The 14842-nt window shown below is 68.3% G+C and carries 6 protein-coding genes; 5 read left to right on the forward strand and 1 reads right to left on the reverse strand.

Going from position 1 to position 14842, the window contains the following annotated elements; all coding sequences use genetic code 11:
• The first annotated feature begins 126 nt into the window (after window positions 1–126).
• Both CLI93_RS07240 and pbpC read left to right on the forward strand, forming a co-directional pair.
• A complete protein-coding gene (locus CLI93_RS07240; RefSeq protein WP_143326325.1) occupies window positions 127–6225 on the forward strand; it encodes an alpha-2-macroglobulin family protein in 6099 nt (2032 codons plus the stop codon).
• Entirely contained in the window at window positions 6188–8521 is a 2334-nt protein-coding gene (gene pbpC / locus CLI93_RS07245) for a penicillin-binding protein 1C (protein WP_172424210.1), read from the forward strand. Before CLI93_RS07240 ends, pbpC begins: the two co-directional genes overlap by 38 nt.
• Before the next feature lie 316 nt (window positions 8522–8837).
• Here the strand turns inward: pbpC and alr are convergent, their stop codons facing one another.
• Window positions 8838–9965 (reverse strand): alanine racemase, encoded by a 1128-nt coding sequence (gene alr / locus CLI93_RS07250; protein ID WP_095541466.1) that lies wholly within the window; start codon window positions 9963–9965, stop codon window positions 8838–8840.
• Between the two features lie 226 nt (window positions 9966–10191).
• On the opposite strand from alr, the gene CLI93_RS07255 reads away from it, so the two are divergent.
• The 3 genes from CLI93_RS07255 to CLI93_RS07265 all read left to right on the forward strand — a co-directional run bounded on the left by CLI93_RS07255 (window position 10192) and on the right by CLI93_RS07265 (window position 14706).
• Complete coding sequence (locus tag CLI93_RS07255; RefSeq protein ID WP_143326326.1) at window positions 10192–12075, forward strand: IPTL-CTERM sorting domain-containing protein; 1884 nt, start codon at window positions 10192–10194, stop codon at window positions 12073–12075.
• 290 nt (window positions 12076–12365) lie between these two features.
• Window positions 12366–13718, forward strand: a complete 1353-nt coding sequence (gene lplT / locus CLI93_RS07260) for a lysophospholipid transporter LplT (RefSeq protein ID WP_095541626.1) — start codon at window positions 12366–12368, stop codon at window positions 13716–13718.
• A gap of 148 nt (window positions 13719–13866) precedes the next feature.
• Complete coding sequence (locus tag CLI93_RS07265; protein WP_238944862.1) at window positions 13867–14706, forward strand: nucleotidyltransferase family protein; 840 nt, start codon at window positions 13867–13869, stop codon at window positions 14704–14706.
• The last annotated feature ends 136 nt before the right edge of the window (window positions 14707–14842 follow it).

Raw genomic sequence — 14842 nt, forward strand, 5'->3', positions numbered from 1 at the left:
TTTGCGCTGGCAGCTTGTGCATGGCGGCCCTTGCCCAGCCCTACAATGATTTGGAACAGGCGCTCAGGCGCGCTGCAGCGCGCGCCGCAAGCCTTTGCAAACAACACCGAAGAGGGGCAAATCCACATGGCACACAGGCTTTCACCGATTCGCACCCGCCTGCGCCGCAGCCGCGCCTGGCTGGCCGGGGCCCTGGGCGCATTGGCCGCGCTGGGCGCACAGGCCGCGCAGATCACCTCCATCACCCCCGCAGACGTGGCCAACCACCCCAGGCAGGTGCTGGTGACGCTGAGCGAGGCGGTCGTGCCCATCGGCCAGCCGCAGGCCACGCCGCCGGTGACGCTGCAATGCGATGGCGCGCTGCCCAAGGGCCAGGGCCGCTGGCTGCACGAGCGCCAATGGGCCTACCAGTTCGAGCAGCCGCTGCCCGGCGGCATGCGCTGCCAGGTGGCGCGCAACCCGCAGTTCCGCGACCTGGGCGGCCAGCCCCTGGCCGAGCTGGCCGAACACCACTTCAACACCGGTGGCCCCAGCATCGTGGACATCCACCCCTCGCACTGGGATGGCGTGATCGAGGAGGAGCAGTACTTTCTGCTCACGCTCAACAGCCCCGTCGATCCGGCCAGCCTGGCCAAGCACGCCTGGTGCCAGATCGAGGGCGTGGGCGAGCGCGTTGCGCTGCGCGTGCTGCCCGATCAAGAGCACCAGCAGCTGCGCGAGTTGCTGCGCGAGAGCCGGCACAGGCGCGATGAGCACACCGGCCCAACCCTTGCCGTGGCCTGCCAGCGGCGCATGAGCCCCGGCGCCACCTTGACGCTGGTCTGGGACAAGGGCATGGCCGCCCCCAACGGCGTCGCCACCGAAAAACGCGAGCACTACGACTACGTCGTGCGCCAGCCGTTTGCCGCCACCTTCAGCTGCGCGCGCGAGAACGCCGGCAAGAAATGCATCCCCATGCTGCCCATGGATTTGCGATTCAATGACGATGTGCCCATGCAGTGGCTGCCGCACATCGTGCTGCGCGCCGGCGATCGGCAATGGCTGCCCAGCGTGGAGCTCGATGAGGGCAGGCTCACGCCCGAGCAATGGCAGGCCCAGGCCAAGCAGCTCGAAGGCCGCCACATGAGCTGGCTGCGCTTTGATGGGCCATTTCCTGAGAACACGCGCTTTGAGCTCGTGCTGCCCGCCGGGCTGCAGGACGACTCCCAGCGCGCGTTGAGCAATGCCAGCGCCTTCCCGCTGCAGGTGGCCACCGATGCCGCGCCAGCGCTGGCCAAGTTCGCCACCGGCGACTTTGCCATCATCGAGCGCTTTGCCGAGGGCTACCACCAGGCACCGCTGCTGCCCATGACGCTGCGCAGGGTCGAGCAGGAGCTGCCGCTGCGGGTGCTGCGCCTGGACAGCGATGCCGAGATCATCGAGTGGATGTACCGCACCGAGCAGCTGCGCCCGGACGGCTACGTGCATCGCCACTATGCACAAAGCCTGGGCCTGTCGCCCCTGCCCACGCGCTCGAAAGCGAGCGACCCGGATGCGCGCGAGCCCAAATTCATCCGGGCGCGCATGGTCGGCCTGCTGGAGCACCAGCCCCAGGCGCAAAGCCGCAGCATCGCCCCCAGCCCAGGCAATGCCGATCGCCAGGCCACGGAGGTCATCGGCATCCCGCTGGAGCCGGGCTTTCAGGTCATTGAAGTGGCCTCGCCGCTGCTGGGCGGCGCCCTGCTCGACCCCAAGTTCGATGCGCCACGCACGCTGTACGCGCGCACCACGGTGCTGGTGACCAACCTGGCCGTGCACTTCAAGCTCGGCGCGCACAACTCGCTGGCCTGGGTCACCTCGCTGGATACGGGCAAGCCCGTGGCCGGCGCGCGCGTGCAGGTCAACCAATGCGATGGCAGCGTGGTCGCCCAGGCCACCACCGATGCGCAAGGCCTGGCGCGTTTCGACGACGTGGCCGGCATGCCCGAGTGCGAACGCGCCGAAGCCCGCTACTGGCACCGCAATGCCTACCTGGTCAGCGCGCGCTCGCCCGACGGCAAGGACCTGGCGCTGGTCTGGAGCGACTGGCAGCGCGGCATCGAGCCCTGGCGCTTCCAGCACAGCTACAGCGACCACCTCCAGCCCCAGAACAAGACCAAGCTGCACACGGTGCTCGATCGCAACCTGCTGCGCGCCGGCGAAACCGTGTCCATGAAACACTACGCCCGCGCCGAGGTGCCCAGCGGCCTGGCCACCCCGGCCACCGGTGCCCTGCCCGATACCTTGTTCGTGCGCCACCACGGCAGCCAGCGCGAGTTCGAGCAAAAGCTGCAATGGGAGCGCACCGCCGGCGGCGGCATGGTGGCCACCAGCAGCCTGAAGCTGCCGGCCATGGCGCCGCTGGGCCGCTACAGCATCAGCCTGCAACGCCAGGGCCCGAACCAGGTGAGTGCCACCACCGCCCAATTCCGGGTCGAAGAGTTCCGCCTGCCGGTGCTGGAAGGGCGCATCACGCCCCTGGCCGCGGCCGATGGCAAAACGGCCGAGGGCGGGGCGCTGGAGATGGCCCTGCAGCTGTCCTACCTCAGCGGCGGCCATGCCTCGAACTGGCCGGTGAAGATCTCGGCCATGCTCGAGCCGCATTGGCTGCAATTCGACGACTACCACGACTACCAATTCACGCCGCCGGCCCGGCCCAGCGAGCGGCCAGATGGCCACGGCCCACACGAGCAGGACGGGCCATCGCCCAGCGAGCCGCGCCGCCTGCTGCTGGACAAGCAGCCGCTGACGCTGGACGCCCAGGGCCAGGGGCGCTTTACCGTGCCGGCCGCGCCCGCGCAGTATGCGGCGCAGCCGCACCAGTTGCGCATCGAGGCCAACTTCGAAGACCCCAGCGGCGAGACGCAGACCATCACCCGCCTGCAGCCCGTCTGGCCCAGCGACGTGCTGGTGGGCATCGCCACCGAGGAGTGGATCTCGGTCAAAAAGCCGCTGAAGGTGCGCGCCATCGCGCTCTCGCCCCAGGGCCAGCCGCTGGCCGGCCAGGCCATCGCCGTGCGCGCCCGCGCCCACACCACGCTGAGCACGCGCAAGCGCATGGTCGGCGGCTTCTACAAGTACGAGCACCACCATGAAACCCAGGATCTGGGCACCGTCTGCGAAGGCCGCAGCGATGCCCTGGGCCGCTTCGATTGCACGGCCGAGCTGACGCAGCCCGGCGAGATCGAACTGGTGGCCAGCGTGCAGGATGCGCGAGCGCGCCCCTTCAGCGCCGCCACCAGCATCTGGGTCACGCGCGAGGGCGAGCAGTGGTTCGATGCCGACTCCTCCGACCGCATGGACGTGCTGCCCGAAAAGCCCAGCTACCAGCCCGGCGAGACTGCACGCTTCCAAGTGCGCATGCCCTACCGCCAGGCCCAGGCGCTGCTGACCGTCGAGCGCGAGGGCGTGCTGCACAGCCAGATCATCGAACTCTCGGGCAAAGACCCGAGCTTCTCTCTGCACATCGACCCGAGCTGGAGCCCCAACGTCTACGTCAGCGTGCTGGCGCTGCGCGGGCGGCTGCGCGAGGTGCCCTGGTACAGCTTCTTCACCTGGGGCTTTCGCTCGCCCATCCTGTGGTGGCGCGCCTGGCGCAGCGACACTGGCGAGGCTGTGCCGCCCACTGCGCTGGTGGACTTGAGCAAGCCCAGCCACCGCCTGGGCGTGGCGATGCTGCGCGTGGGCGACGACGGCCACCGGCTGCGCGTGCAGGTCACGCCCGACAAGCCGCGCTATCAAAGCGGCGAGACCGCCACGCTGACGCTGCAGGCCCAGCTGCCCGATGGCCAGCCCGCAGCCCATGCCGAGGTGGCGCTGGCCGTGGTGGACAAGGCCTTGCTGGAGCTCTCGCCCAACCCCAGCTGGGCGCTGCTCAAAGCCATGATGGGCGAGCGCGCCTGGCGCGTGCAAACCGCCACCGCGCAGATGGAAGTGGTCGGCCGGCGCCATTACGGCCGCAAGGCCGTGGCCGCAGGCGGCGGCGGCGGCGAGGGCGAAGGCCAGCACGCCACGCGCGAGCTGTTCGACACCCTGCTGCTGTGGCAGCCGCGCATCGCACTGGACGCCAACGGCCGCGCCAGCGTGCAGGTGCCGCTCAACGACAGCGTCACCACCTTCCACGCCCAGGCCATGGCCGATGCGGGCGTGCAGTTCTTCGGCGAGGGCAGCGCCGAGCTGCTGGCCACGCGCGATCTGCAAATCATCAGCGGCCTGCCGCCCGTGGTGCGCGAGGGCGACCGCTACGACGCGCGCTTGACGCTGCGCAACACCACCGACCAGCCGCTGACCGTGCAGGTCTCGGCGCGCCACGGCCAGCAGGAGCTGCCCGCCAGCAGCGTCAGCCTGGCCGCCGGCGCAGCGCAAACCGTGCAATGGCAGGTCACCGCGCCCATGCTGGAGGGCGACTTGGCCCAGGCCAGCCTGGACTGGCAGCTGCAGGCACAGGCCCAGCAAACGCCGGGCAATGACAAGACCACTCCTCAGGACAGCCTGCGCATCACGCAAACCCTGCTGCCGGCCGTGCCCGTAACGGTTCGCCAGGCCAGCCTGCGCCAACTGGGCGCGGCCAGCGAAGCGCCTTTGCAACTGCAAGTGGCCATGCCCGAGGGCGCGCTGGAGGGGCGCGGCGGCATCGTGCTGCAGGCCCAGAGCCAGCTCGGCGGCGACCTGCTGCCCGGCCTGCAGCGCTGGTGGAAGCACTACCCCTACGCCTGCCTGGAGCAGCGCCACAGCAAGGCCATCGGCCTGCTGGACGAGCAGCTGTTCCAGTCCGTGCAGGCCGATCTGCCCAGCTTCCTGGACGACAACGGCCTGGCTGGCTACTTCCCGCCCAGCAGCCGCTACCAGGGCAGTGTGCCCCTGACGGCCCATTTGCTGCAGGTGGACTCCGTCATGCAGCAGCTGGGCATGCACCACATGCGCATCGACGCCGACTCGCGCCAACGCATGCTCAAGGCGCTGGAAGACTTCGTGGTCGGCCGGCTCGATCTCAAGGCCCCGCCCTACTACCCGAATGCACGGCATGAGCGCAGCGCCGAGCGCCTGATGGCCCTGGCCGCACTCAGCATGCACGGCGCGGCCCAGCCCAGCATGATCGAAAACCTGGAAATCACCCCCAGCGCCTGGTCCACCTACGCCGTGCTGGACTGGCTGCAAATCCTGCGCAACCTGCCCAGCCTGCCCCAGCGCGCCAAGCTGCAGGCCCAGGCCGAGCAAACCCTGCGCAACCGCCTGCAGCACACCGGCACGCAGCTGATCCTGGAGCAAAACGGGCCGCACCATGGCTGGTGGCTGATGCAAAACCCCGACAGCGACGCCGCGCGCCTGCTGCTGCTCACCGCCGACTTGCCCGGCTGGAAGGACGACGCAGGCGCCCTGGCCAGCGCCCTGCTGGCGCGCCAGAACAACGGCGCCTGGCGCACCACCACCGCCAACCTGTGGGGCCAGCTGGCACTGCGGCGCTTCTCCAACCTGCACGAGAGCGAGCCCGTGGGCGGCGCGCTGCAAGCCCGCCTGGGCGGCGAGCAGCAGCAGCGCGACTGGCCCGCGCCCTCGACCAGCGAAGGCCAAGGCGCAGCGCGCGGCGAAGGCAAGGGCATATCGCGCCTGCAAATGCAGTTTGCCTGGCCCGACGCCATCGCCCGCCTGGGCGATGGCCAGGCCGCCGCGCAGCTGAAAGTGGCGCAGCTGGGCACCGGCCGACCCTGGCTGACCATCTCGGCGCTGGCGGCCATGCCGCTGACGGCCCCGGTGCACAGCGGCCTGCGCGTGGAAAAGCGCATCACCCCCGTGGTGCAGGCCCAGCCCGGGCGCTGGAGCCCCGGCGACGTCTACCGCGTGCACCTGCTGCTCGACAGCGCCGCGCAGCTGAACATGACCGTGCTGACCGACCCCATCCCCGCCGGCAGCACCATCCTGGGCAGCGGCCTGGGGCGCGACTCGGCCATCGACAGCCAGGCCGGAGGCGACGAGGGCCACGATGACAGCTGGTGGCGCATCGCCTGGGTGGAGCGCAAGCACGATGCCATGCGCGTGTACTACCACGGCCTGCCCGCCGGGCAGACCCGCTACAGCTACACCGTACGCCTGAACCAGCCCGGCCAGTTCCAGCTGCCACCCACGCGCGCCGAAGCCCTGTACATGCCGCAGTTCTTCGGCGAGACCCCCAATGCCCAGTTCAGCGTGGCCGCGTCCGCAGCGCAGTAAGCGCTATCTGCGCAGTTGGCGCGGCGCGGCGCGGCGCTTGCTGGCCAGCGGCCTGCTGCTGGCCGGCCTGGCGCTGGCGGGCGCGAGCGCGCCAGCGCTGGCCGATAGCCTGCCCAGCTTTGAGCAGGTGCGGCAGGAATTTCACTCCTCCGAAACCTGGCTGCTGGACCGCCACGGCCAGCGCCTGCAGCGCCTGCGCACCGATTTCAGCGTGCGCCGGGGCGACTGGGTGGCGCTGCAGGCCGTCTCCCCCGCGCTGCTGCACGCCATCGTGCTGACCGAGGACAAGCGCTTTTACGAGCACAGCGGCGTGGACTGGGCCGCCGTGGGCGCGGCCGCCTGGGGCAATCTGTGGAACGAGCGCACGCGCGGCGCCTCCACCATCACCATGCAGCTGGCCGGCCTGCTCAACGAGGCGCTGCGCAGCCGCCCCGGCGGGCGCAGCTGGGGGCAGAAGTGGCGCCAGCTGTGGTCCGCGCGCGATCTGGAGCAGGACTGGAGCAAGGCCCAGGTGCTGGAGGCCTATCTGAACCTGGTGCCCTTTCGCGGCGAGCTGCAGGGCATCGACGCGCTCTCGCGCAGCCTGTTCGACAAGGCCCCGCACGGCCTGGACCAGCGCGAGGCCGCCATTGCCGCCGCGCTGCTGCGCGCGCCCAACGCGCCCGTGGCGCGCGTGGCCGAGCGCGCCTGCCTGGTGCTGCAAGCGGCCCAATCGCCCTGGGGGCGCGACTGCAAGGCGCTGGCCTTCTACACCGAAGCGGCCCTGCGCCGCCGCCATTTCGAGCCCGAGCAAGGCGATGCGCCGCACTTCGCCCGCTATGCGCTGCAGCAATACCACGAGCAGCAAACGCAGCAAGGGCTGCAAGATCAGCCATTGCCAGCCGAGCTCCCCAGCTCGCTGGACGCCGGGCTGCAACGCCACGCCGCGCACACGCTGCGCCGGCAACTGCAGCAGCTGCAACACCAGAATGTGCGCGACGGCGCCGTGCTGGTGCTGGACAACGCCAGCGGCGAAGTGCTGGCCTGGGTCGGCTCCTCCGGAGCGCAGCTGAGCCAGGCCGCCGAAGTGGACGCCGTGCAGGCGCTGCGTCAGCCCGGCTCCACGCTCAAACCCTTCCTCTACGCCCAGGCCATTGCACAGCGCCGCCTGACAGCCGCCTCGCTGCTGGACGACTCGCCCGCGCGCATCCCCACCGCCTTCGGGCTGTACGCGCCAGAGAACTACGACCTGCGCTACCGCGGCTGGGTCTCCGTGCGCCAGGCGCTGGGCAGCTCGCTGAACATCCCGGCCGTGCGCACGCTGGGCATGGTCACGCCCGATGCCTTCGCCCAGCAGCTGCGCGCGCTGGGCTTTGCCCTGCCCGAGCCCGCCGGCTTCTACGGCCACAGCCTGGCGCTGGGCGGGGTGGACGTCAGCCTGCTGCAACTGACCAACGCCTACCGCACCCTGGCCAATGGCGGCCTGCACGGCGCCGTGCGCAGCGCCCGCGCGCCAGCCAATACGCCGCGCCCGGCCGACGATGCGCCACGCATCTGGGACGAGCGCGTGGCCTTCATCGTCGGCGACATGCTCTCGGACCGCCACGCCCGGCTGCTGACCTTCGGCACCGACAGTGCGCTGGCCACGCGCTTTTGGAGCGCCGTCAAGACCGGCACCAGCAAGGACATGCGCGACAACTGGGCCATCGGCTACACGCCGCGCTTTGCCATCGGCGTGTGGGTCGGCAATGCCGATGGCTCGCCCATGCACGATGTCAGCGGCATCTCCGGCGCGGCCCCGGTCTGGGCCAGCGTGGCCGCCTACCTGCATGCCCGCCACCCGGCCGCTGCGCCCCAGCCGCCTGCGGGCCTGGTGCGCCTGGGCGTGCAATACCAGCCAGAAAGCCCCGATGCCCCGCCCCCGATCGACAGCAGCCGCCAGGAATGGTTTCTGCCCGGCACCGAGCAGGCCATCTTCACCCTGCCCGCGCCCACGGCCTCAGGCCATGCCGCCAGCGACAGCGCCGGCCACGCCACGGCCGCGCGCATCATCGAGCCGCAGCCGGGCACCATCATCGCGCTGGATCCGGACATCCCGCCGGCCAACCAGATGCTGCGCCTGCAAACCCAGGCCGCGCAGGCGCAATGGTGGTTCAACGGCCAGCGCGTCACCGGCCTGGCCGATGCGCGCCGCTGGTATTGGCCCCCCATGCCCGGCCGGCACCACATCGAACTGCGCAGCGCCGACGGCCGCAACGTGTACGACCAGGTTCACATCGAAGTGCGCGGCGCCTTCCTCAAGACCGATGCGCCTTGAGCGCCTCAAACGCCCCCAAAGAAGAAAAGCCCCGGCAGCGAGAACGCCAACGGGGCGCTTGTCGCGCGCATCAGCCCTGTGGCTTGAAACCTGAAACGGACGGCTCATCCGGATGCAACCCAGCCGGCATGTCGCGCCGCTCATGCAGCACGCGCCAGACGTCGATGCGATTCGATCGCGCAACGTAAAACACCAGACAGTAGGGGTAGCGCATTCAGGCTTTCGGGCAGGGAGATGTTCATCGTGCGCATGGCGCCGCATGGTTCTGGCAGGGCGGGCCAATCGGCAAGCGCCTGTCCGCTCACGCCCCGTTCACTCACGCATCCAAGGGCTGCACCGAAAACGGCACGCGCTGGGCCACGGCGCACATCAGCTCATAGCCTACGGTCTGCGCGCAGGCGGCCACCTCGTCGATGGATAGCAGCGCGCCGCCGTGCTCGGCGCTGGCCTGGCCCCAGAGCACGGCCTCGCTGCCAATGCCGCTGGCGCGCCCGGCCGCCAGCGGCGCGCTCAGATCAACGGCCAGCATGTCCATGCTGATGCGCCCCAGCGTGCGGCTGCGCACCCCGTCGATCAGCACCGGCGTGCCGGTGGCGCACAGGCGCGGGTAGCCATCGGCGTAGCCGCAGGCCACGATGCCCAGCGTCATCGGCTGCGGCGCGGTAAAGCATGAGCCATAGCCCACCGTGGCCCCAGCCTGCAGCTGCTGCGTGGCGATGATGCGGCTGCGCAGGCTCATGGCCGGCTGCAGCCCCCAGCTGGCGGCCGTGCCAGCCGGGTAGTCGGGCGCGCTGCCATACAGTGCAATGCCGGCGCGCACCCAGTCCAGATGGGTTTGCGGCGCACGGCCAAAGCGCAGCGCGGCGGCGCTGTTGCTGATCGTGCGCTCGCCCGGCAGGCCTTGCGCGGCCTGCTCGAACAGCGCCTGCTGCGCAGCGATGCCGCCTGGGCCATCGGCATCGCTGAAGTGCGTCATCAGCGAGATTTCATCGACCTGCGGCAAGGCATTCAGCCGCGCCCAGGCGGCGCGAAAGCCCGTCAGGCCAAAGCCCAAACGGTTCATTCCGCTATTGAGTTTGAGAAACACCCGGTGCGGCGCATGCGTTTTGTGCGCGGCCAGCATGTCGATCTGCTCCTGGCAGTGCACGGTGTGCCACAACGACAGGCGCGAGCACAGCTCCAGATCGCGCGGCTCAAACACGCCTTCGAGCAACAGGATGGGCCCGCGCCAGCCCAGCTCCCGCACGCGCTGCGCCTCCTGCAGATCGAGCAGTGCAAAGCCATCGGCGCCGCGCAGCGCCTCATAAACCCGCTCAATGCCATGCCCATAGGCATTGGCCTTGACCACCGCCCACAGCTTGGCATCACCTGCATGGGAGCGCACCACAGCCAGGTTGTGCCGCAATGCAGGAAGATGAACAGTGGCTTGGATGGGGCGCGGCATGGACAAACAGCAGTCAAAAGGGCCAAAACGGCGCGCGTATTGTGGCACCCCTGAGAGCCTGTTCGGAGTCTCGATGCAGGCCGGCAAAGGGCTGAATCACCCCAAGCTGCAAAAAGATTTTGACGATGTTTCGCGACTGGCCGGGCGCGCCTACAATTTGTTGCGCCCCGCAGTTCAGCACTCTCTGGGGCTGCATGCTTTTTTGACTTTACGGATTTTTTGCACCATGACTTCACTACGCTTTCAACTGCAGGCCACTGCACTCGCTGCTCTGCTGTGCGCCACAGGCGCTGCCCAGGCCAAGACCTGGGTTCTATCCTCCGACAAGGAAGGGCTGTCCAGCTACAACACAGGCATCAGCATCATCAACTCCATCTACAGCACATTTGAAACTGCTGCCGGCGGCCCCGCAGAAACCGTTGACGGTCGCGGCCTGCTGCATGCCAGCGCAACCGAGGCCTTGCCTGCCGACGTGCCCGCCGGGGTGGACATCGTGGTGGTCGCCACCGTCCAACCCAATCAAACCGTCACGGGTGTGCAGCACGGCGTCGATGCCGCGCGCTTTGCCAAAGTCATGGATTGGGCCAAAACCCGCAGCGATCTGACCTTTGTCTTCCTCAACGACGGCTGCTGCCGCCCTTCGGACACTGGCAGCGTCGCAGGCTTTCTCAACAACAGCCTGGGCCTGAGCGGCGCGGACGAGATCACCAGACTCGGCAGCGTGGCCCCCCAAGGCAACTCCGTCTATCTCAACACCAACTCGCCCTACAAAGACAACTTCGCTGCCCTGGACCCACTGGCTGTCGAGGTCTATGGCAAATACGTCAACGTCCCCGCCCCCTACGCCGTCTATCTGGCCCCTGCCGCTGCCGACACCCCGCCCGCATCCATGCCTGCAGCTGCGGACAAAGTGCAGGCCTATGGCGTCGTCGTCCCCCGCGCAGCCACCAATGGCAGCGCCTGTGTGATCGCCTTTACCGACACCAGCCAATTCGCTCTGGCCTCCGCCCCGGCACAAGCTGGCCAGCTGGCCAATAGCATCATGGCTGCCGCGAAAGACTCTGCGGGCGCCTGCCAGGTGAAAACCGTGGCGACTGCCGATCTGGTGCCCTCCATCACCCTCTCTTCGCCCCTGCAAGTAGGCGGCAGCGGCACGCTCACCGTCAAGGTGGACAACCTCGGCCAAAGCGACAGCGCCGCTGGCGGCAAAGTCGTGGTCACTCTGCCAGCGCAAGCGCAGGTGGATGACACCGCATTGCCCGCAGGCTGCACCAAACCGGCGCCCTCGGAAGTGGAATGCACACTGGGCGCCATCACCGCACAAAACCACAAAACACTCACGCTGCCCATCACCATCGTTGGCTCTGGCACAGACAGCACCTTCCGTGCACAGGTGACTGGCGGCTCCGCCGACACCGGCGAACTGGCCCCCCAATTGCAGAACAACGGCCCTATCGAGAGCAAAGTCACCATCGCCGCTCCTACAGCCACCATCACCGGCCCGGCCACCGCCCAGCCCAACGCTGCCACCACCGTCACCGGCACCGCCACCGGCCTGACCGATGGCGCCCAAGTCACCGTCACCGTCAACGGCACCGCCTTGCAAGCCACCGTCACCGGCGGCAACTTCAGCGTCAGCTTCCCCAGTGGCTTTCCTGTAGGCACCCATGCCGTCACCGTCACCGGCCCCAGCGGCTGGGCATTGACGCAAAACGGCACGCACAGCATCCAGGTAGACCCTCCCGCCCCGGCCACAACAGCCACCATCAACGGCCCAGCCACTGCAACCGCAGGCACCGGCTTCACCGTCACTGGCGCCAGCAACGCCAGCGACGGCACAGTGATCCAAGTCACCGTGGGTGGGCACACCGTGCCCGCCACCGTCAATGGCGGCCAATTCAGTGCCAATATCCCTGGGCTGGCCGCAGGCAACTACCCCGTGACCATCACCGGCGCCACGCTGACCGCGCCGCACACCATCAATGTGACGGCTGCACCCACAGCACCCAGCAACGCAGCACCCGTACCAGCGCTGAACGTTTGGGGCTTGGGCGCCCTGGCGGCCTTGCTGGGGGCAGCAGGCCTGCGCCGCCAGCGCAAGCGCAACTGATTTCACGCCCCCTTACTGCGCTTCAACCAGATCAGCGCAGGCAAGCAATGCCGCGCACGCATGGTTTGGCGATTGAACATGGGGGCATAAATTGCATAAGCCACTTTGTGCGGCTACAGGCCACAGCACACACAGCGCCCTGCGGGGCGCTGTTTTTTTGCCGAGCCGCCAGACCAGGCCATTGGTTCTGCCCCATGGCAGTAGTGATATAACCGACCGCTTTGCTGCCCGCTGCGCTGGCGCGCCGCAGGCATCCTCTGCACTACCTGCGGCCGCTGCGCCTGTCTGTCATGAAACCTGGCTTTTCCACCATCATGTCCGCCCAGTTCTTCAGCTCCCTGGCGGACAATGCCCTGTTCGTGGTGGCGGTGGAATTGCTGCGCCGCAGCGGCGCACCTGAGTGGCAAAGCGCAGCATTAGTGCCGATGTTTGCACTGTTTTATGTGCTGCTGGCGCCGTTCGTGGGCGCTTTTGCCGATGCGCAGCCCAAGGGCCGGGTGATGTTCATCAGCAATGCCATAAAAGTCATTGGCTGCCTGATGATGATTTCCGGCGCGCCGCCTCTACTGGCCTATGCCATCGTGGGTTTGGGGGCTGCGGCCTATTCGCCAGCCAAGTACGGCATCCTCACCGAGCTGCTGCCCCCGTCGCTGCTGGTCAAGGCCAACGGCTGGATTGAGGGGCTGACGATTGCCTCCATCATCCTGGGCGTGGTGCTGGGCGGCGCGCTGGTCAGCGATGCGGTCCATGCCTGGCTGCTGGCGCTGCAATTGCCAGGCATGGCGCCGGCCCTGCACAACCCGGTGCAGGCGGCCATGGCCTGCATCATCGTCATCTACGCGCTGGCGGCCTTCATCAATCTCTTCATCCCGCGCACCAGCGTGGCGCGCCGCCCGATGTGGAAGGGCTCGAACCTGGGCGTGCTGGGCAGCTTCCAGGCGATGATGCGCGACTTCGTCACCTCCAACAACCGCCTGTGGAACGACCGCCTGGGCCAGATTGCGCTGGCCACGACAACCTTGTTCTGGGGCGTCTCGGGCAATTTGCGTTACATCGTATTGGCCTGGAGCGCCGTGGCCCTGGGCATGGGCACGACCGAGGCCTCGTCGCTGCTGGGCATCGTGGCGCTGGGCACGGCCGTGGGGGCCGTGGTGTCGTCAACACGGGTGCGGCTCGAACGCGCCACCAGTGTGCTGCCGGTGGGCGCAGCCATGGGCGCAGTGGTCATGCTGATGCATTGGGTTGGGAGTCTGTACGGTCACTTCCACACACCAGCGCATTGGAGCGGCCACCTGTACTGGGTGGTGCCCATCTTCGTGCTGGTGGGCTTGCTGGGCGGATACATGGTGGTGCCCATGAATGCGCTGTTGCAGCATCGTGGCCACACGCTGATGGGCGCAGGCCGCTCCATCGCGGTGCAGAACTTCAACGAGCAGGCCTGCATCCTGGCGCTGGGCCTGTTGTATGTGCTGGCCACGCACCTGGGGCTTTCGGCCCCGGCGGCGATGACGGCATTTGGCGCCGTGGTGCTGGGCATGACGCTGCTCATCATGGCCTGGCATCGGCGCAACCTGCGCACCGACGGCGCGCGCATCGCCCACGATCTGGAGATGATTCGCCAAGACCACCATCGCCTGGACTAGAGCGTGTTGGGCCTGTAGGGTTGTTGAGACTGAATGTCGTGGCGGCGCTGCCGCTCAAAACTGCGCAGCTGCTGCAACTTTTGCCCCGAAAACCGCTTCGCAACCCCAATCTCAACAGCGTCTGACCTTTGCGCCGCACAACCCCGCCATGCCTCAAGCAACTTGCCCTCAGGCCAACGCCAGCGCCCCCGCACTGGCGCAGGCCATGATCCTGGCCGCTGGCCGCGGCCAGCGCATGCGTCCGCTGACCGACCACACACCCAAGCCACTGTTGCTGGTGCGCGGCCAGCCCTTGCTGGCCTGGCACCTGGCAGCAATGGCGCGTGCAGGCATCGACTGCGCGCTCATCAACACCGGCTGGCTGGGCGAGCAAATCCCGGCGCGCCTGGGCAAGCGTTTCGCCCCCATTGAGGTCAGCACTCCCGCCAGCGCCGAGTGCCTGGGTTCGCCAGCGCCTGCACCGGCTGCCGTACAGATGCTCTATTCGCGCGAGGATCTGGACTTTGGCGGCGGCATCGAGACCGCCGGCGGCATCGCCCGTGCGCTGCCACAGTTGCAGCACGTGTTTTGGCTGGTCGCAGGCGACGTGTATGCACCGCAGTTTCGCTTTGATCCGCAGGCTCGCGCGCGCTTTGCTAGCAGCGATGCGCTGGCACACCTGTGGTTGGTGCCTAACCCGCCGCATCACCCGCGCGGCGACTTCCTTCTCGAACATGGGCTGGCGCGCCCATTGCCCGAGCACGCCAGCGATGCGCAGCAGGGCCCGTCGTACACCTACAGCACCATCGCCCTGCTCAAGCAAGCCTTGTTTGAGCCGCCCTGGTGCGAGCTGCCACGCGGCAACCCCCAAGGCCAAGCCGCCGCGCTGGGGCCGCTGCTGCAGCGCGCCGCGCGCGCCGGGCGCGTCAGCGCCAGCCTTTACCAAGGCGACTGGACCGATGTAGGCACCCCGCAGCGCCTGGCCGCCCTGAACCAGCCGCCTGCCTGAGAGCCGGTTGAAAACACATTGCACAGCTCTTCTGGCTGGCGCCACATCATCTTCAATGGGCCCCAATTGGCATTTGGTAACGAGTCCAGCGCAGCGCAGCCCGCGGGAGTGCGCCACATTCGATTAGTATTGCCGC

Source organism: Vandammella animalimorsus (assembly GCF_002288875.1).
Lineage (GTDB): Bacteria > Pseudomonadota > Gammaproteobacteria > Burkholderiales > Burkholderiaceae_C > Lampropedia > Lampropedia animalimorsus.